At 47.3% G+C, this 20,803-nt stretch carries 14 protein-coding genes; 1 reads left to right on the top strand and 13 read right to left on the bottom strand.

All coding sequences use genetic code 11. From position 1 onward, the window contains the following. Positions 1–258: 258 nt before the first annotated feature. The 7 genes from ileS to H3S94_RS02330 form a co-directional block, all read right to left on the bottom strand. Positions 259–3,174: an isoleucine--tRNA ligase gene (gene ileS, locus H3S94_RS02360; protein WP_198240176.1), complete on the bottom strand. Its 2,916-nt coding sequence runs from the start codon at positions 3,172–3,174 to the stop codon at positions 259–261. A 242-nt stretch (positions 3,175–3,416) separates the two neighbouring features. Next, positions 3,417–4,157, bottom strand: a complete 741-nt coding sequence (locus tag H3S94_RS02355; protein ID WP_198230575.1) for an outer membrane protein — start codon at positions 4,155–4,157, stop codon at positions 3,417–3,419. Positions 4,158–4,550: 393 nt separating this feature from the next. Beyond that, positions 4,551–5,288: an outer membrane protein gene (locus H3S94_RS02350; protein ID WP_198240175.1), complete on the bottom strand. Its 738-nt coding sequence runs from the start codon at positions 5,286–5,288 to the stop codon at positions 4,551–4,553. Positions 5,289–5,489: 201 nt separating this feature from the next. Then, positions 5,490–6,110 carry a ribonuclease D gene (locus H3S94_RS02345; protein WP_198240174.1) on the bottom strand — a complete coding sequence of 207 codons (621 nt, stop codon included), beginning with the start codon at positions 6,108–6,110 and terminating at the stop codon, positions 5,490–5,492. A 10-nt stretch (positions 6,111–6,120) separates the two neighbouring features. Further along, positions 6,121–7,503: a dipeptidase gene (locus tag H3S94_RS02340; protein ID WP_198240173.1), complete on the bottom strand. Its 1,383-nt coding sequence runs from the start codon at positions 7,501–7,503 to the stop codon at positions 6,121–6,123. A gap of 161 nt (positions 7,504–7,664) precedes the next feature. Beyond that, on the bottom strand, positions 7,665–8,540 hold the full coding sequence (gene mutM, locus H3S94_RS02335) for a bifunctional DNA-formamidopyrimidine glycosylase/DNA-(apurinic or apyrimidinic site) lyase (protein ID WP_198240172.1): 876 nt from the start codon (positions 8,538–8,540) through the stop codon (positions 7,665–7,667). 577 nt (positions 8,541–9,117) lie between these two features. Beyond that, positions 9,118–10,362, bottom strand: coding sequence for an aminopeptidase (locus H3S94_RS02330; RefSeq protein WP_198240171.1), 1,245 nt, complete (start codon positions 10,360–10,362; stop codon positions 9,118–9,120). A 248-nt stretch (positions 10,363–10,610) separates the two neighbouring features. On the opposite strand from H3S94_RS02330, the gene H3S94_RS02325 reads away from it, so the two are divergent. Further along, the gene (locus tag H3S94_RS02325) at positions 10,611–11,555 is read left to right on the top strand and encodes a 2-hydroxyacid dehydrogenase (RefSeq protein ID WP_198240170.1); all 945 of its coding nucleotides are present in this window, start codon (positions 10,611–10,613) and stop codon (positions 11,553–11,555) included. 521 nt (positions 11,556–12,076) lie between these two features. On the opposite strand, the gene moaA is transcribed toward H3S94_RS02325, so the two are convergent. The 6 genes from moaA to H3S94_RS02295 are packed head-to-tail and all read right to left on the bottom strand — an operon-like array spanning position 12,077 to position 20,793. Further along, a complete protein-coding gene (gene moaA / locus H3S94_RS02320) occupies positions 12,077–13,084 on the bottom strand; it encodes a GTP 3',8-cyclase MoaA (protein WP_198240169.1) in 1,008 nt (335 codons plus the stop codon). Positions 13,085–13,096: 12 nt separating this feature from the next. Beyond that, positions 13,097–14,053: a peptidylprolyl isomerase gene (locus H3S94_RS02315; protein WP_210327957.1), complete on the bottom strand. Its 957-nt coding sequence runs from the start codon at positions 14,051–14,053 to the stop codon at positions 13,097–13,099. A 24-nt stretch (positions 14,054–14,077) separates the two neighbouring features. After that, positions 14,078–14,800, bottom strand: a complete 723-nt coding sequence (gene narI / locus H3S94_RS02310) for a respiratory nitrate reductase subunit gamma (protein WP_077990743.1) — start codon at positions 14,798–14,800, stop codon at positions 14,078–14,080. A 13-nt stretch (positions 14,801–14,813) separates the two neighbouring features. After that, a complete protein-coding gene (gene narJ / locus H3S94_RS02305; RefSeq protein ID WP_198240168.1) occupies positions 14,814–15,512 on the bottom strand; it encodes a nitrate reductase molybdenum cofactor assembly chaperone in 699 nt (232 codons plus the stop codon). Continuing rightward, entirely contained in the window at positions 15,512–17,050 is a 1,539-nt protein-coding gene (narH, locus tag H3S94_RS02300; protein WP_198240167.1) for a nitrate reductase subunit beta, read from the bottom strand. Before narH ends, narJ begins: the two co-directional genes overlap by 1 nt. Beyond that, positions 17,047–20,793, bottom strand: coding sequence for a nitrate reductase subunit alpha (locus H3S94_RS02295; RefSeq protein ID WP_198240166.1), 3,747 nt, complete (start codon positions 20,791–20,793; stop codon positions 17,047–17,049). The genes narH and H3S94_RS02295 overlap by 4 nt, the downstream gene beginning before the upstream one ends. Positions 20,794–20,803 lie beyond the last annotated feature (10 nt).

Here is a 20,803-nt window from a genome sequence, read left to right as displayed (position 1 = left end):
TTACAATAATTGCTACTTCGCGTTTTTTCACTGCTAATCCGTCTTCCCGGCTGTGCCGCCAAAAATTGCTTTTACTATTCCACCCTCAGGCAGATCACGACCATTCTTTTGTGCCACTTGTCGGCACTTATAAACCAAACCCTTATCATGAGATGTACCTTCACGGCAATCCCTATGAAAGCGGATGTTAAGAAGAAGTCTTATGACTTGTTTAACACCGGCAAAGTAACAGTCTCTGCCGGTGTTTTCTATATTTAATCAGATCTTTCCCAGAGCATGAAGTTCATGCAAAGCGGCAGCATCGCGCGCCGATACATCCGGATAATCGGGATCACTTCCGACATCTTGTGTGTAACGCCAGGAGCGTGCACATTTCGTCCCTTCGGCTTTATGAAATTCCACAGCAACACCCTTGACATCATCAAGCCTGAAAGCGTCTTTCGGGGCTTCTGCATTGGTAATGACAATATCGCTGGTTATAGAAATTTCAGCCATATCCATACCCTCTACCGCTTCCAGCAAGTCGAGATCCGAAATATAGACAACAGGGGCTGCTTCCAGAGAAGAGCCGATATGTTTTTCTGCCCGTTCAAGTTCCAGTGCGCCTGTGACAACTTTACGAACCTGACGGATTTTGCGCCAACGTTCATTCAGTTCATTGTCACACCAGCTATCGGGTGTCTTGCGGAATTGCTCGAAGTGAACCGATTTGCTTTCCGGATGACGTTCAAGCCAGGCTTCTTCCATTGTGAATGGCAGCATCGGCGCAAGCCATGTGACCATGCGTTCAAAAATTTCACGTACAACATGGATGGCGGATTTGCGTTTTATAGAAGAAGGCGCATCGCAATAAAGCGAATCTTTGCGAATATCGAAATAGAAGGCCGAGAGGTCAACGATCGAAAAATCAAGCAAGGCGCGGGTAATGCGTTTGAAATCAAACCCGTCATATGCATCATTAACGAGCCTGTCCAACTCGTAAAGGCGATGCAGCATGAACTTTTCAAGATCGGGCATGGCTTCATAAGCGATATTTTCGCCTTCGTCATAGGCGAGTGTGCCAAGCATCCAGCGGATAACATTGCGGATTTTCCGATAGGAATCGACATTGGTCTGGATGATATTTCTTCCCAGACGCTGGTCTTCCCAATAGTCGGTTGTCATAACCCAAAGGCGCAAAATGTCGGCACCCGAACTATTGATGACATCTTGAGGTGCTACGGTGTTACCCAATGATTTCGACATTTTCTTGCCTTGTTCATCAAGCGTAAACCCGTGGGTTAGAACGGTATTATAAGGAGCTCTTCCGCGCGTTCCGCAGCTTTCAAGCATTGACGAGTGGAACCAGCCGCGGTGTTGATCCGAGCCTTCAAGATAAAGATCGGCAGGCCATTTCAAATCGGGGCGGTCTTCAAGAGTAAACACATGCGTACACCCCGAATCGAACCAGACATCGAGAATGTCATGAACCGGTTGCCAATCCTCTTTTGCATGTTCACCCAGAAAACGTTCTCTCGCACCTTCCTTGAACCATGCGTCGGCACCTTCTTTTTCAAAAGCCTCGACAATACGCTTGTTAACCGCTTCGTCTTTGAGAATTTCGCCATTTTCTTTAACGAAAATTGCAATGGGAACACCCCATGCACGTTGACGCGATAATACCCAGTCAGGGCGATCTTCCATCATTGCGCCGATACGGTTCTGTCCTGCCGGCGGAACGAAACGTGTATCGTGAACAGCTTTGAGGGCACGCTCGCGCAAGGTTGTACCGTCGGCCAGTTTCTTGTCCATATAGACAAACCATTGCGGTGTGTTGCGGAAGATAACAGGTTTTTTCGACCGCCAGCTATGCGGGTAAGAGTGTTTGATACGCCCGCGGGCAAACAACATATCTTTTTCAATCAACAGGGCGATAACGGTTTTATTGGCGTCGCCATATTTACCATTATCATCAATGACGCGAGAAGCACCGCCTTCGCGATCGGGGCCGAAACCGGGAGCGTCTTTGGTATAATATCCGGCATCATCAACCGGAAAGGGGATGGATGAATCAATGCCGAGCGCTTCAATTTTTCCTTTATTGGCAATCCACGCTTCAAAGTCTTCGCGCCCATGGCTTGGTGCTGTATGAACAAAACCGGTACCGGAATCGGCCGTTACATGGTCCCCGTCAAGCAGCGGAACCTTGAAGGCGTAATCATTGGCAAAACCTTTGAGCGGATGCGAAAGCAGCATCGTATCAAGCTCGGAAGGATTCAAAGAGCGAAGCTTTCTGAAAGTCAGTTTTGCTTTTTTTGCACTTTCTTCAGCCAATGCCTCGGCAAAGATCAGTTTTTCACCGGGCTTCGGGCCATAATCATTTTCGGCATCCACAACCTGATAAAGCCCATAAGGAATACGCGAAGAATAGGCAACAGCACGGTTACCCGGAATTGTCCACGGTGTGGTTGTCCAGATAACAACAAAAGCCCCTGATAAATCATCGGCCTTGGCTTTCAGAACCGGAAATTTGACCCAGATTGTATCGGATTCAACATCGTGATATTCGACCTCCGCTTCTGCCAAAGCGGTTCTTTCGACAACCGACCACATAACGGGTTTGGAACCGCGATAAAGCTGGTCCGACATGGCAAATTTCATCAACTCACCGGCAATACGTGCCTCTGCATGAAAAGCCATCGTCGTATAAGGATTTTTGAAATCACCGATAATGCCAAGCCGTTTGAATTCTTCCGACTGGATCTTAACCCAATGTTTGGCAAATTCCCGACATTCCTGACGGAATTCGTTAATCGGAACATCGTCTTTATTCTTGCCCTTTGCCCGATATTTTTCTTCGATCTTCCATTCGATAGGGAGCCCATGGCAATCCCAACCGGGTACATAATTGGCATTATAACCGCGCATCTGGAAAGAACGAACGATTGTATCTTTCAGAATTTTATTCAAAGCGTGCCCGATATGGATGTCTCCATTGGCATAGGGGGGGCCATCGTGCAACACGTAAAGCGGGCGATCAACCGCCTGTTTGCGTAGTGCATTATAGAGATCCATGTCTTCCCAGCGTTTGACAATTTCCGGTTCTTTTTGCGGCAGTCCCGCACGCATAGGAAAGTCTGTTTTAGGCAGATAAAGGGTTTTTGAATAATCCATGGCTTGGTCTTTATTTGACATATCGAAAATTCCCGTAGAACGTCACAGCTTTGAAATTACATTCTCCCGATCTTTCAAACCGTTGCATTTTTCAGGCAAGGGTGAAGATCGGGCTAATAATTCGCAACGTCCATAGGTCAGGATAACAATGACTCATGATGCATGGCTTTATCATGAGATGAAACAGAAAGAAAACTGAAAAATGGACAAAAAGAAAAGGCCCCGTAAAATACGGAGCCTTTCCAAAACAAAGTTCGTTTAAATTAGAACTTGTAAGCAACACCAACGCGGAAATCGTTGGTCTTGTAGTCAACATTGTACTTGACGTTGTTCTTGCTGTAGTCTTCGTCACCGAAGTCGGTGTAACGATATTCAGCACGAAGGATGATGTGGTCTGTCATAGCATAGTCGAAACCAGCGCCGATTGTCCAACCGACGAGTGTGTCGCTATCGCTAGCCGAGTAACCAGGAATTACCTTGCCGTTAGAATCTTTTACACGGAAGTGCGAATCAACCTTGGCGTAAGCAACACCACCGGCGATGTAAGGCATCCAGCGGTCAACTGCATAACCGACACGAGCACGTGTAGAACCGGCCCACTGTTCTTTCAACTTGCCATTGAGGCTGAAAGCATTGTTGTTGTAAGAACGTTTGTCGTTCTCGTCCATGTCGCCCCATACCCAATCGGTATCAGCGCCGATAACGATGTTGTTGCCGAGGTCATAGTTATAACCGGCATAGATGCCACCGATGAAGCCTGACGGATCGGGTGAGAAACCCTGTCTACGACCCCAGTCACCTTTGTCATCTTTGTATTTGCCTTTAAGGTCTGTATCAGACCAGGAACCACCGATCTGGGCACCAGCATAGAAACCGGTCCAAGAGAAAGCAGGAGCTGCAACAACAGGAGCTGGCTCCTGATTTGCTACAACGTCAGCAGCTTGAGCTGCAGAAGCTGCTGTGAGAGCAGCTGCGGAAGCAGCGATAAGATATCTAATTTTCATTTTTATTCTCCAATGCAATAAAATGCCGTCTGAACCTATATAGTTTATCCGGATAAGAATTGCTGTAGCACGAAAGACACACCTCACAAAAACTGAATAAAAAACCTCAATAAAATGTGAAAGTGCTTGAAAAAACGGGGAAATTTAATGCAATCCATTTCGGCAAAATGATCTAAAACCCGTTTGATCGGGATCAAAAATCGTCAAAATGCTATGATTCGCAAATTCTCCGTTCTTTTCAAAACAGATAATTCATATGCCTGATATACTTTACGTAAAAGACACGCATTCACGATATATCAGCTTCTCTGAAAATTGAAAAGTTTAATTGAACGAGATAAAAAAAGCCCCACAGTTTTCTGCGGGGCTTTTTTTGAATTCTTCAGAAAAGAATTAGAACTTGTAGGCAACGCCAACGCGTACATCGTTGGTCTTGTAATCTACATTATATTTGAAGTCCTTGTTGCCGTAGTCTTGGTCACCGAAGTCGGTGTAACGATATTCAGCACGAAGGATGATGTGGTCGGTCATGGCATAATCAACGCCGGCACCCAAAGTGTAGCCTGTCAAAGTATCGCTATCACTGACCTTGCTGTTACGAGCACCCGAGAACTTGGCGTCCGAGTCGATCTTGGCATAAGCAACACCGCCAGCAAAATAAGGCATCCAGCGATCCATTGCGTAGCCGATGCGAGCACGGGTAGAACCGGCCCATTTTTCTTTGATCTTGCCGCTAAGCTTGTATTCGCCCGCTTGATCTTTGAGGTAGGTCTTGCTGTCGCTTTCGTCCATATCGCCCCATACCCAGTCGGTATCGGCGCCAATTACGATATTGTTTCCAAGGTCATAGTTGTAACCGGCATAAAGACCACCGATGAAACCTGACGGATCCGGCGAGAATGATTTACCGAAGCCTGCATAGTCCTTTACGTCGCTACGGCCTCTGATCTTCTGGTCTGTATCAGACCATGAACCACCGATTTGACCACCAGCATAGAAGCCGGTCCAGGAGAAAGCAGGAGCGGCAACAACCGGAGCCGGTTCCTGATTCATGACAACGTCAGCAGCCTGTGCGCTGGAAGCAGCGGTTAAAGCCAAAGCCGAAGCAGCAACGAGATATTTTATTTTCATTTGTTAACTCCACGCGAAATGTATTGCGATTGAGGTCAATATAGTTTGCGGGGGTATAAAGTCTGTAGCAAAAATACCACAACAAGTGGAATGCGCATTTTTTTGAGCCTTGAAGCCTATAAGCTCTTCATTATGGTAAACAAACGATAAAAAAACGCCGGAAAACCGGCGTTTTGTAATTTAAAAACAGCAATTGGCGAATCAGCTATGCGCAAAAATATCGACTTCGGGAAAGCCGATAAGGTCAAGTTCCGACCTTGACGGCAGAAACTCGAAACAAGATTTTGCCACACTTGCCCGACCATCGCGGATCAGCCTTGCTTCAAGAATCGCTTTTAACCGGTGAAGATAAAGAACATCGGTTGCCGCATATTCGACTTGCGCCGACGACAGCTCGTCTGCCCCCCAATCCGATGATTGTTGCTGCTTTGAAATATTGATTTCAAGAAGTTCGGCGACAAGATCTTTCAAACCGTGCCGGTCGGTATAGGTACGGGTCAGTTTCGAGGCAATTTTTGTGCAGAAAACCGGTCTCGGCATAACGCCGAACGTCAAAGCCAATACGGCAAGATCGAAACGGCCAAAATGGAATATCTTGGTAATATCCGGATCTCTGAGGATTTTTACAAGATTGGGGGCAGTCTTTTGCCCCTTTGCAATCTGGATAACATCGGCAGTGCCATCACCCGGCGAAATCTGGACAACGCAGAGCCGGTCACGATGCGGGTGCAGTCCGAGAGTTTCAGTGTCAATGGCAACTTCCTTGACATTATAGTTTTTCAGGTCAGGCAAGTCGCCTTTGTGAACGCGTATTTTAGCCATTCTTATTGTCCTATTTATTTCCCAGGGCTGTTAAAATTCTGGCCCAGGAACGTTGTCCCTTATGGAATGATTTGAGATTGTATTTTTCATTAGGGGAATGGATGCGGTCATCGTCCAGACCGAAACCGACAAGCAATGATTCCATGCCGAGGAAAGATTGAAAATCACCGACAATCGGAATAGAGCCGCCCATGGCTGCAAGAATAGCCGGTTTGTTCCATTCTTCGGTCAAAGCTTTCTTGGCGAGCTGTACAAGCGCCGAATCATAGGCAAGGTTGATTGCCGGAGAAGCACCGTGGTCTTTGAATTCAACCGAACAGTCGGCCGGAATTTTGGAGCGGACATAATCACGGAATGATTTTCTGATTTTTGCCGGATCCTGTCTATGAACAAGTCTGAAGGAAATTTTTGCACTGGCTTTTGCAGCAATCACTGTTTTGAAGCCTTCTCCTTCGTAGCCGCCGCTAATGCCATTGACTTCGGCAGTCGGTCTTGCCCATGTCATTTCAAGAACAGTGCGCCCCTTTTCGCCTGCCGGTATCGACAAGCCCACAGGCCCTAAAAATTCCTTGGGTCCACGGTTAAGTGCATTCCACGATTTCAAAACAGCTTCCGGTGTTTCCTCAACTCCATCATAGAAACCTTCAAGGGTTACATGGCCGTTTTCATCGTGGAGGCCGGCAATAATCTTTGCAAGAATTTGAATCGGATTTGCCGCTGCACCACCAAAATGACCGGAATGGAGATCGCGATCGGCACCATGAATAATAATTTCTTCTCCGACCATGCCTCTTAGCGCTATAGAGATGGAAGGCGTGTCGGCATCCCACATAGTTGTGTCGCAGACAAGTGCATAATCGGCCTTCAATTCGTCTTTGTGGGCATGCAAAAATGGTTGTAGCGAGGGAGAGCCTGATTCCTCTTCCCCCTCGAACAGGATGGTAACGGCAACCGGAAGGCTACCGGTTTCATTTTTAAAAGCGCGACATGCTTCGACAAAGGTCATAAGCTGTCCCTTGTCATCGCCGGCACCGCGCGCGGCAATGACCTTTTCACCATTGAGCTCTTTTATTTTCGGATCGAAAGGATCATCTTCCCAAAGGTTGAGCGGGTCAACCGGCTGCACATCATAATGGCCATAAAACAAAACGTGGGGTGCATCTTTTGTCGGTCCCGGATGATGGGCAACAACCATAGGATTTCCTGTGGTATCGCGACGCGAGGCTTCAAAACCGATCGATTTCAAATCATTGACCAGCCAATCGGCAGCTTTGCGACAATCTTCCCGATATTTCGGGTCGGTCGAAATAGAGGGAATGCGTAATAGCTCGAAGAGATGTTGCAGACTATTATCGAGATTTAAATCGAGACGGGATAAAACTTTATCAAGCATGGAATGCACCTGCGGTTCGTTGATTGAAAAACAACTTTAAGCCTCTCGAACCGATTTGCAAGCTGTTGACAATCAATTTTGGTTCGTTCGTCCTTATGACATCCGTCTATAATGTTTCAGCTTTTCGTATTTCCGGAACATTTTCCAGTCTTATCCCGACATTACCTTTGACAATGCGTGCAATAAAAACTCGAACGACCGGATTGGACAATTCGTTTTATCGCCTTTCCGCATTCGGGGCATGGTTCCCCTTCACGACCATAAACCGAAAACCGGTGTTGGAAATAGCCAAGCGAACCATCGGTATGAACGTAATCGCGCAAGGAAGAGCCACCCGCTTCAATTGCCTCGGCTATGACATCACGGATATTTTGTGCAAGCAATTCCGATTTTTTTCGCGCCGTTGCAGATTTTGCCCCTAATGTCGATGATTTGCGTTTGGGAGAAAGGTGACTTCGCCACAAAGCTTCGCAAACATAAATATTACCAAGTCCGGCAATGATGGTTTGATCGAGAAGTGCTGCTTTAAGAGGGGCTTTCCTATTTCGTAATTTTTCGTTGAGATAAGCTCCGGAAAGACCGTTTCCCGTAGGTTCGGGGCCTAAATGGGCTAATAATTTATGGTGTTCCAGCTCTGCGGTTTTTGTCAAAAGTATAAAACCGAAACGGCGCGGGTCATTATAAATAGCATGTAACGATTGGCCATCCGGTGTTTCTATCATCATTTCAAGATGGTCATGGGCCGCGAGTTTATTTTTTTCGTGATAATAGGAACCAAGCGTCGTATTTTCAATTCGCCACGAACCGGACATGCCCAAATGGCTGATAATGGTTTCATCACTATCAAGATGGATGAGGAGATATTTTGCCCGCCGTCCGAGGCCGATAATTTCACGACCGGTAAGGCGGGACTGAAAATTTTCAGGAAAAGGAAAACGCAAATCCGCACGATTTTGTTTAACGTTTATTATTTTCGCATGGGTGAAGCTTGGTTCAAGACCACGTCTTACAGTTTCAACTTCGGGAAGTTCGGGCATATTCGGCTGCTTTGCTTATCGTCGGGGATTTGTTTCAACCGTTCCAGTTCCGGCTTTAAAGAATTGTCGTTATCAAAATAATCTTCGGAAACGCTGTTTTTAAGGTCAAAAAAATTTTTCTTATGAAAAAAATGATGTTTTTAAATGACAGAAGGTCATATTTTTTTGAACAGAAATAAAAAATTTTGAAATTGCCCGCTCGTGAAGTTTTATGGGACTTTGAACTGTCATCAGAAAGCCGGATAATTTGATTGTTTGATCCTGTTTCAATTTTCTGGAAGACCGGTTGAAAAATTAACGGAATTTTAACGATGTTCTGTTAATGTCAGATGACAATTAAATGTTATCTACTTGAAAAAGCACGATAACACACCTAAATTAGGTTCAATAGAGCGGTGATTGACCACGGATGTACTGGCAGTCAACGCATAACGGAAGGTCGGGTTTTTCCCCGGCCTTTTTGTTGTTTTTAGCCCTGTTCAAAGACAGGCGTCGAATTTTTAGCAAAAGTCGAATTTTTAGCAAAAAAAGAAATCCGTATTTTTCAAAGCGGGCTTTGTTGAAAAAATGGGCTTAATTAAGCCCATTCACCTTTTCTGAAGACCGGAACTTTTTTCCCGTCAGCGGTGATGCCGTCAATATTGATTTCTCCCGACCCGATCATCCAGTCGATATGAATGAGACTTTTATTGCCACCCTGCTTTTCGATTTGTTCTTTTGAAAGCGCTGCGCCTTTCAAAAAACACTTTGAATAACATTGTCCAAGGGCGATATGGCAAGCGGCATTTTCATCAAACAATGTATTATAGAACAACAGGCCGCTTGCAGAAATCGGCGATGAGTTGGGAACGAGTGCAACTTCACCCAAATGGCGGGCTCCTTCATCGGTATCGAGTATCTGTTGCAATACTTTTTCGCCCTTTGAAGCATGAGCTTCAACAATGCGCCCTTTTTCAAAACGCACTTTGATGTTGTCAATCAGTGTTCCTTGATAGGATAGGGGCTTTGTCGAACTTACATAACCTTCAACCCGATGGGCGTGAGGAGTGGTAAACACCTCTTCGGTCGGGATGTTCGGGTTGCAGATAACGCCATTTTTTGCCTTTGAAGCGCCACCTTGCCATTCGTGCCCGTCAGCCAAACCGATTGTGAGGTCTGTTCCGGGGCCACTATAATGAAGGGCGGAAAAGCGTTGGTCATTCAACCATTTTGAATGTTTTTTCAAATTGGCGTTATGATCTTTCCATGCACCGATTGCATCCGGCTTATCGACACGGGAAGCAGCAAATATCGCGTCGGCAAGTTTTTTGGTCGCCTCGATGATTGGTAAATCGGGAAAAACCACGGCCGCCCAAGAGGGATTGGGATAGGAAACAATATTCCAGTTAATGTCAAAACCGGCAATTTTTTCGAGTGCTGGTTGATAGGCAAGAGATGTAGCCTTATTGACGCGTGATACTTTGGCGGGATCTTCGTTAGAAAGAAGTGACGGATTGTCACCCGCAATAGCAAGTCGTGCCGCACCGTTTGCATAGGCTCTTGCCATGCCTTCATAAAGCCAGCTTGCGGCTTTATCGAAATTTTTGTCATCGGCATGTTTGAAACGGTCGAGTGTCATCTCTTCATCGCTGAAAATAGGGGTGACAACACCCGCACCGGCTTTATAAGCATGATGGGCGATGCGGCGCACAAGCGGAAGTGCCGCGAGCGGGCTTGTGAGAACGAGATCCTGACCTTTCTGCAGGTTGAGACCGACCTTGACAGCAACTTCGGCAAGCCGGTCAAGTTTTTGGGGATCGATAACAGATTGGTCTTCATTCATTGCGGGTGTTTCCTTTTACAATATAAATCGCGAAACGACGTGTTTTCGGGCAAATGATAATAGTTTTACCCGCGATGTCAAAGCCGCTTTGAAAACAGCAAGACTTGAAAAAACGGGGAAATTGGAACAATCGCCTATCATGACTTTTAAATCATGAGTGGTATTTGAATTTTTCGATAGACAGCACGGTTCCATTCATTAATATCTTTTGTTGAAAAATATTTTAATAAAACCAGAGGGAGAATAAAGTGAAACAGGATATATTGGTACTAAGCCCGCTAGGCGACCGCCAAATGGAAGACCTCGACAAGCGTTACCATTTGTTACGCGCGGATTTGGCCAAGGATAGTGCCGGTTTTATCGAAAAAAATGCAAAAGATTGCCGTGCAGTTATCAGTACCGGCAATATTGTTTTTGATAACAGGTTGATTTCAAAACTGCCACATGTCGGGCTTGTCGCCTGTGTGACGGCGGGGTTCGATCAGGTCAACCTCAAAGACCTGAAAGATCATAAAATCCGTTTAACCAATACGCCGGATGTATTGACCGATGACGTTGCCGATGTCGCGCTGATGTTGATGCTCGCCGCCCGTCGCAGGCTTGTTTTTGGCGATCATTATGTGCGCTCCGGCGAGTGGGCAAAGAAAGGCCCGATGGCTCTTACAGAAACAACGGCCGGAAAACGCGCCGGTGTCGTCGGTCTCGGACGCATTGGACATGCAATAGCCAAACGGTTTGAAAGTTGCGGGCTGACAATCGGTTATTACGGTCGCCACAAAAAACCGGATATTGCTTACGAGTTTTTCCCCTCGCTTGTGGAACTTGCCAAATGGTCGGATATTCTGGTTGTTGCAGTAACCGGCGGCAAGGAAACGGAAAAATTGATTTCCAAAGAAGTTATTGCGGCACTTGGAAACCGCGGTTCTCTTATCAATATTTCTCGCGGTACGGTTATTGATGAAGACGCCATGATTAAAGCCTTGCAAAATAAAGAATTGGAAACGGCCGGTCTTGATGTCTATCTTAACGAGCCGAATATCAATCCGGCATTTTATACGCTTGAAAATGTGGTTCTCTACCCCCATCACGGCAGTGGTACTGTTGAAACGCGTGACAGAATGTCCGATCTTGTGGTGGAAAATGTCGACGCGTTTTTTGCCGATAAAACTTTGCCTTCAGAAGTGGCACTCTGACGCTTTGATAGCGGTTAAAAATGAAAAACAGTTTGTCGCCGGATAAGTTGAAAACGCTTTTTATAAGCGCATTTTATCCAGTGATCGAGAAAAAGAAATCTTGATAAACGAGAGATAAGCACTGTAGTCCGTTACAGTGCTTATTTTATTTGATGGAAAGATTGATTGCACAAGTTTTTGTCAGTTGGAAGCCGGTCGAAGGGCGTTTGGAACTCTCCGGCTTGAAGCAGATAAATAACGTAAAATCCGGTTTGATAGTCTGCTCTACACATTCTAAAAATGCTTTAAAAAAATAATGGCCCGTGCGTTCAACCGTCGACAATTCATGGCTCTCGACCATCATTGAAAGCCACCGGTTTACGAAGTTGAGGCGGCGAGCACAATTTCTGTTACGATAATTCTGTTACGATAATAAGGTGTGCTATAACGATAATAAGTCGGGCGGCCATTGCTTCCGGTTTTTCACTGTGTTTTCAGTTTTACCGGAATGGCTCTCTAAGCTTCTATGTTGAAGGTGATAATCAGCCGCCAAGTTCCGACATGTGGCGGCTTAATCCGCAAATACCATCTTTTTCGATCGAAAATTCATGCCCCTTCGGCTTGCTGTCGATTGCTTTCAGGATAAGTTCGGTGAGTTTTTCATCACTTTCCGAGCTTCTGATGGCTTCACGCAATTCGACCATGCCGGATTGCCCCATGCAAGGGTAAAGTTTGCCGGTCGAACCGATGCGCACACGATTGCAAGAAGCACAGAAATCACAAGAAAGCGGGGTAATAAACCCAAGTCTTCCACCCGTTTCCTTGACTGTTACGTAACGGGCAGGGCCGCCTGAACAATGGGCATCCGGAACCAATGTCCAGCGTTGTTCAAGACTTTTGCGCAAAGCACCGAGTGAAAGGAAGGTTTCATAACGGTCGTGACCGGTATAGCCCATCGGCATTTCTTCAATGACGGTGAGATCCATACCGCGCCCATGGGCAAAACGGATGAGATCGTCAACTTCACCGAGAAAGCCGCCACGCATGGCCACGGCATTCAATTTAACTTTCAATCCGGCTTTTTGTGCCGCATCAATACCGGCAAGCACATGGGCAATATCACCGCGACGGGTCAATTGGTGATAGCGGACAGAGTCAAGTGTATCGAGAGAAACGTTGACACGTTTGACACCATTTTGAACAAGTGCCTCGGCATAACGGGCAAGCAATGTTCCATTGGTTGTCAATGTCAATTCTTCAAGGCCATGTCCGAGATGCTTACCCAGCATTTCAAACAAGACCATAATGTTGCGCCGAACCAATGGTTCTCCACCGGTAAGACGGATTTTGGTGACACCAAGATCAATCATCCGGCTGGCAACGCGGTAGAGTTCTTCGATTGTCAGAAGCTCTTTTTTGGGCAAAAACACCATTTCTTCCGCCATGCAGTAAACACAGCGTAAATCACAACGATCGGTTACAGAAAGTCGCAGATAGCTGATCTTTCTGCCAAAAGGATCAACCAACTTTGATTCTGGTGTTTTTTGCACTCTCTAAACTCCTTACTGGACAAGAGGTCCCTCACCGGATTTTAAATCAATACCCGTGATATGGGATTTTCCGGCCAAAATTGCTATATATTGTTGAACAGCTTTTGACCAGCTTGACGCCTCCAGCCAGGCAGCGATTTTTTCTTTTACCAATTCCAGCGGAAGAATTTTTCCGGGAATAATTTGGTTTATTTCTACAATATGATAACCATAACGGCTCTCGATTGGTTGCATCAATAGCCCTGGTTTTTTTGCTTTTTTCAAAGCATTTTCAAATTCCGGTACAGTCGAGCCACGCGTTATCTGACCAAGATTACCACCTTCTGCCGCTGAAGGGCACGAAGAAAAATCTTTCGCAATTGTGGCAAAGTCTTGCGGATTTTTTTTCACCTGTTCCAAAATGGCATAAGCTTTCTCGCGTGCTTGATCGAAAGCCTTTTTGTCTTTCGGATTGGCGCTAACGAGAATGTGTCTGACCTGCCAGATCGTTTCAGTTGAAAAGCGTGACGGGTCACGATCATAGAACGCTTTGCAATCTTCTTCACTTGCTTCAGGTGTTTTTATTTCACTTTCAAGAAGGGCAGAGATTGCAGCATCAAGCTTTGTCTGGCGGGCATTATCTTGCGCCCCACTATCTTCTCCCGCATTATCTTCCCCCGCACTCTCTTCCCGTGGGCTGTCTTCATTATCGGGAACAAGATTTTTATCTTTTGCTTCCTGCCACAAAAGTTCACGGATAACCAATGAACGCGCGGCTTCAAGAAGCGCTTCACCCGGCGTTCGAGCCGGATGATTTTGTGCTTCTTGCAGAATGTCAACTTCGGGAATGACAACGCCATTGACGCTGACTTCTTTAAATAGTGGCTTTGCTTTCGGCGGAATTCTGGTGTCGATTTCCTGCTTGGTGGGGGAAGGGGGAACCACTATTTTTCTTAATCCCGAATGTTCGATTTTAACCCTTGTTGCCATAAAATTATTCCCTTATCCGAAGTTTTACTCCGTTACCTCTCTACGGATGTGAACGGGCAGGCGTTCTTTTTTGCGAACAACCTGATAGCCCGGACGCCAGATATAACGCACCGGCGCACTCAGCATATGAACGAGACGTGTAAACGGGAACAAAAGCAAAATGGTAAGACCGAGGAAAAGGTGCAATTTGAATACGAAAGCCACATCGGTGATATAGCTCGAAGCTGCAAGGTTGAAGGTGAATATTCCCTGTGCCCAATCCATCAGCTTGACCATTTCATGCCCGTCGAGATGCTGCATCGAAAAAGGTATGGTTGCAAGGCCGAGGAAAAGCTGTACCCACAACAGAAGAATAATCAATGTATCTGTTGTGCTTGACGTTGCCCTGACACGCGGGTCGAACAAACGCCGGTGGGCAAGCATTGTTGCGCCGATAATGGCCATGGCTCCGGCAATGCCACCGGCTGTCATGGCAACAATCTGTTTGAAACTATGGCTGACACCTAGAGCATCCCAAACGGCAATCGGCGTGAGAAGCCCGACAAAATGGCCTAAAAAGATAAACAACACACCGACATGGAAAAGAACAGAACCCCACATCAATTGTTTACGACGCAACAACTGGCTGGAACTTGCACGCCATGTATAAGGCTCGCGGTCATAACGGATAATCGAGCCAAGTGCCAGAACAGTCAAAGCAATATAGGGATAGACCCCGAATATGAGTGTATGGAAAAAGTGCAACATTGTCTCTCTATCCTTAAATTTGCGTTGAAGCATCGCGGTGCTGGGCACGGATGCGACGTTGTAACCGGTCAGGCCCACAATCATTTTCACCCTGATTGCCACCGAAAGTAATGGCTTCTTCTTCCCAGATGCGGTCGAGAGCCTCAAGGTCATTCGGGTCATCTTCTTTACGGTTGACGATTTCGGCCGTTAGTGCCTCGTCGGCTCGTTCGCCAGACAGGCTTTCAAGAGCAACAAAAGCTGCGGCATAAACGGAACCGCGTTTTTGCAATCTCTGCCGGATAGCCGAAATGATATGCAAGGTTTCGCCAAGAAGATGGCGGGCTTCCTCGTCACTTCTTGTTGATAAAAATTCCAGAAACATCGGCAGATAATCCGGCATTTCGTGAACGTCGATTTCAAAACCGGCCTCGTCATACATGCCCTTGAGGTCGACCATTGCCTGTCCACGATCGCGGTTTTCACCGTAAACATGTTCAAAAAGATGGAGCGACAAAGACCGCGTTCTGTCAAAAAGCAAAACGTAGTCTTCCTGTACTTCATAAATGTCACGATCGGAAATTGCCGAGACCAGACTTTTCAGGCCGACAATTTCTGACGCATCAAGATCGGAAAGTTGATCGAGCGTTGCTCTGATGAGATTGCCCGATTGCTGCAATTCTTCATCCGGATAGCTTAAAAGTAAGGAAATGATTTTGAGATCGGAATTCATTACGCGCTCTCCTTCAATAAGTCTGTCGGTGTTGTGACGACTTTCTTACCCTTTGAGCCGAAAAGATCACCCTTTGAATTGCCGCCCGAACATCCGTTGCCGAATGAAAAGCCGCAAGACCCGCGCAGATCGTAGGCATCTTCACTCACTTCACGGTGGGATGTGGGAATGACAAAACGGTCTTCATAATTGGCTATCGCCATGACCCGATACATGTGTTCGATCATTTCAGGTGTCATGCCGACTTTTTCCGCATATTCCGGACGATATTCACCATCGACAGATTTCGCACGCATATAAGCACGCATGGCAAGCATACGTTCAAGTGCCGAAACAACCGGTGCTTCTTTACCGGCAGTCAACAAATTGGCAAGGTAACGCACGGGTATGCGCAACGAGCGGACATTGGGAATGAAATCGTCCATTGCAAGCTTGCCGGCTTCGGCTGCCGATTGCAGCGGCGAAAGCGGCGGAATATACCAGACCATCGGCAAAGTGCGATATTCAGGATGAAGCGGAAAGGCTACTTTCCATTTCATTGCCATTTGATAGACAGGCGAATGTTGGGCGGCTTCAATCCACTCGTCACTGACACCGTCTTTACGTGCCTGTTCGATAACAGCAGGGTCATTCGGATCAAGGAAAATCTTCAATTGTTCCTCATAAAGATCCTGTTCGCCTTCTGTAGCAGCAGCATCGGAAATCTTGTCGGCATCATAAAGCATCACACCAAGATAACGAATACGACCGACACAAGTTTCCGAACAAACAGTCGGCATGCCGCTTTCAATGCGCGGATAGCAGAAAATGCATTTTTCCGATTTGCCGGAAGACCAGTTGAAATAGATCTTCTTATAGGGGCAGCCTGAAACACACATACGCCAACCGCGGCATTTTTCCTGATCGATGAGAACAATACCGTCATCCTCGCGCTTATAAATCGCTCCCGATGGGCAAACGGCTACGCAGGCAGGATTAAGGCAATGTTCGCAAAGACGCGGCAAATACATCATGAATGTATTTTCAAATTCGCCGTAAATTTCTTTTTCGACATTGGCAAAATTGTAATCTTCGGAACGCTTGGAAAATTCGCCACCAAGCACATCTTCCCAATTCGGGCCCCATTTGATTTTTTCCATTCGCTCGCCGGTAATCTTCGAGCGCGGACGGGCAACCGGCATGGTTTTTGACTCTTTTGCCGTTTGCAAATGCTCATAGTCGAAATCGAACGGTTCGTAATAATCGTCAATCTCCGGCAGATCGGGATTGGCAAAAATTTTGGAAAGAACGCGCCATTTTGCGCCCATGCGCGGACGTATCTTGCCATTCGATTTTCTTATCCAGCCGCCATTCCAGCGTTTCTGGTTTTCCCAATCTTTGGGAAAACCGATGCCGGGTTTGGTCTCGACATTGTTGAACCAGGCATATTCAACGCCTTCACGGTTCGTCCAGACATTTTTGCAGGTGACAGAGCAGGTATGGCAACCGATACATTTATCGAGGTTCAGAACCATACCTATTTGCGCGCGAACCTTCATTCTGCGGCCTCCTTCATTGCTGAATTTTCTTCACCATCCATCCAATCGACATGGTCAAGTTTGCGCACCACCACAAACTCGTCACGATTGGCGCCGACAGTGCCGTAATAATTGAAACCGTATGATTGCTGGACATAGCCGCCGATCATATGGGTCGGCTTGGTAATAACGCGGGTCACCGAGTTATGGATCCCTCCGCGTTGTTTGGTTAAAGGCGAGCCCGGAACATTCACGATTTTTTCCTGGGCATGATACATGAAGACCGTTCCGTCTTTCATGCGCTGTGAAACGATGACACGGGCAACAAGCGAACCATTGGCATTGAAAGCTTCCACCCAGTCATTATCGACAATACCGGCCTTTTGAGCGTCATTTTCCGAAATCCAGACAACCGGTCCGCCTCTGTTCAAAGTCAACATCAACAGATTGTCGGAATAGGTCGAATGGATACCCCATTTCTGGTGCGGGGTTATGAAGTTCAAAATCAGATGCGGCTTGTCACCAGCCTTGGCTTCGATTGCTGTTGTCACCGTTTTGGTGTCGATCGGCGGGCGATAAACGCAGAAACCTTCACCAAAGGCACGCATCCACAAATGATCCTGATAAAGTTGCTGACGACCGGTGATGGTGCGCCACGGGATCAATTCGTGAACATTGGTATAGCCGGCATTATAGCAGACTTTTTCTGATTCAAGACCCGACCACGTGGGTGACGAAATGATTTTACGCGGTTGGGCAACAATGTCGCGATAACGGATCTTCTCGTCTTCCTTGGGCAATGCGAGATGCGTATGGTCGCGTCCCGTATGTTCACCCAAAGCTTCCCATGCCTTGACAGCAACTTCACCATTGGTTTCAGGTGCAAGGGTCAAAATGACTTCGGTTGCATCAATATCGGTTGCAATGCTCGGCATGCCTTTTGTCGCACCTTCATCTTCAACAACGCCATTGATACGGCCGACGAGATCGACTTCTTCTTCGGTTTTCCAGTTGATACCTTTGCCACCATTGCCGACCTTTTTCATCAACGGCCCAAGGGCGGTAAAACGCTTGTAGATATTCGGATAGTCGCGTTCAACCACCGCAATGGCCGGCATTGTTTTGCCGGGAACGGGTTCGATTTCGCCCTTTTTCCAATCCTTGACATCGAATGGCTGACCAAGCTCGCCCGCAGTATCGTGCTGGCTCGGAGACAAAACGACATCTTTTTCAACACCCAGCACTTCTTTCGATACTTCGGAGAATTTCTCGGCAAGGCCTTTGAAAATATCCCAGTCGCATCTTGCTTCCCAAGCCGGATCAACCGCGCTTGAAAGCGGGTGGATGAAGGGGTGCATGTCCGACGTGTTAAGGTCATTCTTTTCGTACCATGTTGCAGTCGGCAACACGATATCGGAATAGACGCATGTTGTAGACATACGGAAATCGAGTGTGACGAGAAGATCGAGTTTGCCTTCCGGCGCTTCGTCGTGCCAGACGGCTTCTTTGGTCTCGACCCGTCCCTGATCTCCCAGATCCTTGCCCAACACGCCATTGGCCGTGCCGAGGAAGTGTTTGAGGAAATATTCGTGCCCTTTACCTGATGAACCGAGAATGTTCGAGCGCCAGACAAACATGTTGCGTGGCCAGTTTAACGGATCATCCGGATCTTCGCACGACATTTGAAGGCTGCCCGATTTTAGACCGTCGACGATATAATCCTTCGGGTCTTTACCAGCAGCTTCCGCTTCTCTAGCAAGGTTGATCGGATTTGCTTTCAATTGGGGTGCCGACGGCAGCCATCCCATGCGCTCGGCACGGATATTATAGTCGATCAATGCACCATCCCACGGCCCTTCAGGAGCAGTCGGCGACAACAATTCGCTGACTTTCACAGTTTCATAGCGCCATTGATCGGTATGGGCATAGAAAAACGACGTACCGTTCATCTGGCGTGGCGGGCGCGACCAGTCAAGACCGAAAGCAAGCGGAGCCCAGCCGGTTTGCGGGCGCAATTTTTCCTGTCCCACATAGTGGCTCCAGCCACCGCCGGATTGGCCGATACAACCGCACATAACAAGCATATTGATAATGCCGCGATAGTTCATATCCATATGGTACCAGTGGTTGATACCGGCACCGAGAATAACCATCGAGCGACCTTTGGTCTTTTCGGCATTGCGGGCAAATTCCCGCGCAACGGTTATGATTTTGTCGCGCGAAACGCCCGTAATCTTTTCTGCCCATGCGGGAGTATAAGGGATATTGTCATCATAGGAGGTTGCACAGTTTTTGTCTTTGAAGCCACGTTCCAAGCCGTAATTGGCAACGAACAGGTCAAAAACGGTGGCGACAACAACTTCGCCTTCCGGCAATTTCAATTTGCGGGCAGGCACTTTGCGTGTGAGAATGCTCTCATGATCGGTGCCGTCATCGAAACTGTGTTCGCGACTTGCAAAATAGGGGAAATCGACATCGGCAACGGTGTCATGCTCGCCTTCAAGCATGAAGCTCATTTCCAATGTGACATCACGGCCCTTGCCATCTTTTGATTCAAGGTTCCATTTGCCTTTTTCGCCCCAACGGAAGCCGGATGAGCCGAGTGGTGCAACATAATTACCGCTTTTCATATCAACGGCAACAGTTTTCCATTCGGGATTATTGGTTTCACCGAGCTTGTCGGCAAAGTCGGAGGCACGCAGCAACCGGTCAGGAATGAAGTGGCCATTTTTGCTAACCAGTCTGACGAGCATCGGCATATCTGTGTAGCGCTGGCAATAATCTTCAAAATATTCAGCCTGACGCTCCAGATGGAATTCGCGCAAAATAACGTGGCCAAGCGCCATGGCAAGTGCAGCGTCGGTTCCTTGCTTGGGATGAAGCCAGAGATCGGCAAACTTGCTTGCTTCCGAATAATCGGGTGAAACAACAACCGATTTTGTGCCTTTATAGCGGGCTTCCGAATAAAAATGCGCGTCCGGTGTGCGGGTTTGCGGCACGTTAGAGCCCCAAAGCATAAGGAAACCGGCATTATACCAGTCGGCAGATTCAGGCACATCTGTCTGTTCACCCCATGTCATGGGTGAAGCAGGCGGCAAATCGCAATACCAGTCATAGAAAGACATGCATACACCGCCCAGAAGTGACAGGTAACGCGAACCGGAAGCATAGGAGACCATGGACATTGCCGGAATCGGCGAAAAGCCGATAATCCGGTCGGGACCATATTTCTTGATCGTGTAGGAATTGGCAGCAGCGATAATCTCGTTGACTTCGTCCCATGTAGAGCGAACAAAGCCGCCAAGCCCGCGTACCTTCTGGTATTCAGCCCGCTTTTCAGGATTTTCCTGAATTGCAGCCCATGCACCGACCGGTGTTTTTACCACGCGTTCCTTGCGCCACAATTTGATGAGACGCGAGCGGATCAGCGGATATTTTACACGGTTTGCCGAATACATATACCAGCTATAGCTTGCGCCCCGTGGACAGCCACGTGGTTCATGGTTGGGGAGATCGGGGCGGGTACGCGGATAATCGGTCTGCTGGGTTTCCCAAGTGACAATACCACCCTTGACGTAGATTTTCCACGAGCACGAGCCGGTGCAATTGACACCGTGCGTGGAGCGCACGATTTTGTCATATTGCCAGCGTTTGCGATAAGCGTCTTCCCATGAGCGGTTTTCATCGGTTGTTACACCATGTCCATGAGAAAACGGTTGTTTTTTTCGTGCCAGAAAATTCAGGCGGTCGAGTAGTAGACTCATCAATGGTCTC

This window comes from Bartonella sp. B10834G3, from assembly GCF_016102505.1.
Taxonomy (GTDB): Bacteria; Pseudomonadota; Alphaproteobacteria; order Rhizobiales; family Rhizobiaceae; genus Bartonella; species Bartonella choladocola.
The sequence above is the reverse complement of the archived record's forward strand: the minus strand, read 5'-3'. Positions and strand labels throughout refer to the sequence as shown.